Below are 1,862 nucleotides of genomic sequence, written 5' to 3'. Positions count from 1 at the left end.
CAGTGAGCGCCAGTAGAGGCGCTGAAAGGTCTGAAAATCATGGCTTTTTGATGAGCTGGTGAAAAAACTCAGGATTTAACGCAGGAAACCGCGCATACCGAAAATCGGTGAGAGAAATTTTCCGATTTCCGGAGGTGCCCTAGAATTTAGCTCCCTTCGCAGATTCTCCATGCGTGCGTATTTCTCCATTAATATAAGCATGCGTAATAATTGCGCTAGCTCTAGAAATTCCTCTAAGTGCCACTGCAGCGTCATAAATATCTAGCCTTCCTGAATCGGCGACACCGTGAACGTACTGATATTTCACTCTCAACTCTGGCATGCTTTTCCTTACGTTAATGTAGACAATCCAAGTGGACTATGCCTCTTTAAACAGCGGTTCAATATTTTCCCGCTTCAGGAGGGACTGATAATTTCAGGTATTGTGCCCGAAGTTTGACCTAGCTAAATAATTTACCTTGTCCGTCGATTAGTTTTTTGGCATGACGGTATTTTTTTCCTTGAGTAGTCTCCACTGTCGTAGATCCATCGAATTTTTCGATTACGGTGGTTACTGAGTAACCCGTGATTTTCGTATCTCCGATCTCATCAAGCTCCCGTTGGATCCGCAATACGCATAGTATTCTTGACCCATGTTGGAACGAGACACTATCAAGCAAGACCATATCTCTAAAAGCGAGATCTAGCATATCGAAGCTAATTTTCTGATCGTTAAATATGCCTTTCCATTTGTAATTTCCTTCCTTTAGAACCGGAGAGACTATTTCAATTTCTGTCTCTACTTCCTCAGACTTTAGCTTGTTGCTACTGAGGATATATTTGCTAAATTCCCTTCTGGGTACTTTTTTCTCTTCTATTACTTCAGAGAAACTTGAATTGAGCACTGCGAACCCAATCTGTATTACGTCTTGGCTCGCATTCAATGTCGCATATAGATTTGACCTTCGTTTCATAATCTTAAAATTATTTCTGAGTTGATCTAAGGCTTTTTCCATAGCCTTTTCAGATATTTCTTCTCCCTTCAATTCCTTTCTTAGATTCTTGATATTCAGTTCAGACTCTTTAATTTGAAGTTCTATCAGCTCTTTTTCCAGCTCTTCCTTTTCGGACTCGTGGAGCATTGGCGCAATTGTGACAAGCAACTGAGCCACCAGAAGGAGAATTGTAATGGCGGCTGCGTTTCCCTTAATAACATCCCAAAACTCTCTGAAACCCCCAATCCTTGCCGCAGTAGCGATTAGCTCTGCTTCAATATCAAGAACAGATGAAATCTCGGATAAAATTGCGAGGATCTCGGCCTCACAATTATTACGGAGAAGGGCATTAATCTGGTGAGAGTTGTTCGATAGGTAATAGTGCAGCTCGAACTTACTGGCGACTTCCATACTTGTATCTCTTCTGAATTTTAATTGGTACTTTTTGAGTCTCTTGAAGACTCAATTCCAGAGATTATTTTCTTCTTCACTATTCTAACTCGAACCGATTTACTCCACTTAAGTCGTCCCAGTGCCAACTCATACCTTCGCGCAGAGCCGGAGATGTCTATCCTCCTACCGCCTCATCCTCACATACTTCTGCAACTTCCTCGGCCTAGGCTCCCCCCCAGAAATATTCCCCGCCGCATCCACCGATACAAACTCCGCACCATTCCCCGCTGTATCGCGCGGGTCACCATCAGGCAACTGGATAAAGTAATACACCCAGCCCAAGTGCGCGTCGCCGATGCGGATGCCCATCTCCCATCCCGGATTCTGCACGTCGTCGGATTCGGAGTCGGCCACGTAGATGTTGTCGTGCGCGTCGAAGAAGATGCCGCTCGGGCGGCCGTACTGGGTCCACTGGCTGAGGAAGGTGCCTTCCTG

2 protein-coding genes are annotated in these 1,862 nt (G+C 44.8%); both read right to left on the bottom strand.

Annotation, left to right across the window (positions count from 1 at the left end; genetic code table 11):
• Positions 1-440: 440 nt before the first annotated feature.
• Positions 441-1,385 (bottom strand): hypothetical protein, encoded by a 945-nt coding sequence (locus Q7U10_06175; protein MDO8282196.1) that lies wholly within the window; start codon positions 1,383-1,385, stop codon positions 441-443.
• Positions 1,386-1,550: 165 nt separating this feature from the next.
• Positions 1,551-1,862 (bottom strand): hypothetical protein (locus tag Q7U10_06170; GenBank protein ID MDO8282195.1); only part of this gene is annotated, 312 nt, incomplete at its 5' end.

It is taken from the genome of Thermodesulfovibrionia bacterium (genome assembly GCA_030646035.1).
GTDB lineage: Bacteria > Nitrospirota > Thermodesulfovibrionia > UBA6902 > UBA6902 > JACQZG01.
Note: the sequence above shows the minus strand (reverse complement) of the source record. Positions and strands in the feature narration are given on the sequence as shown.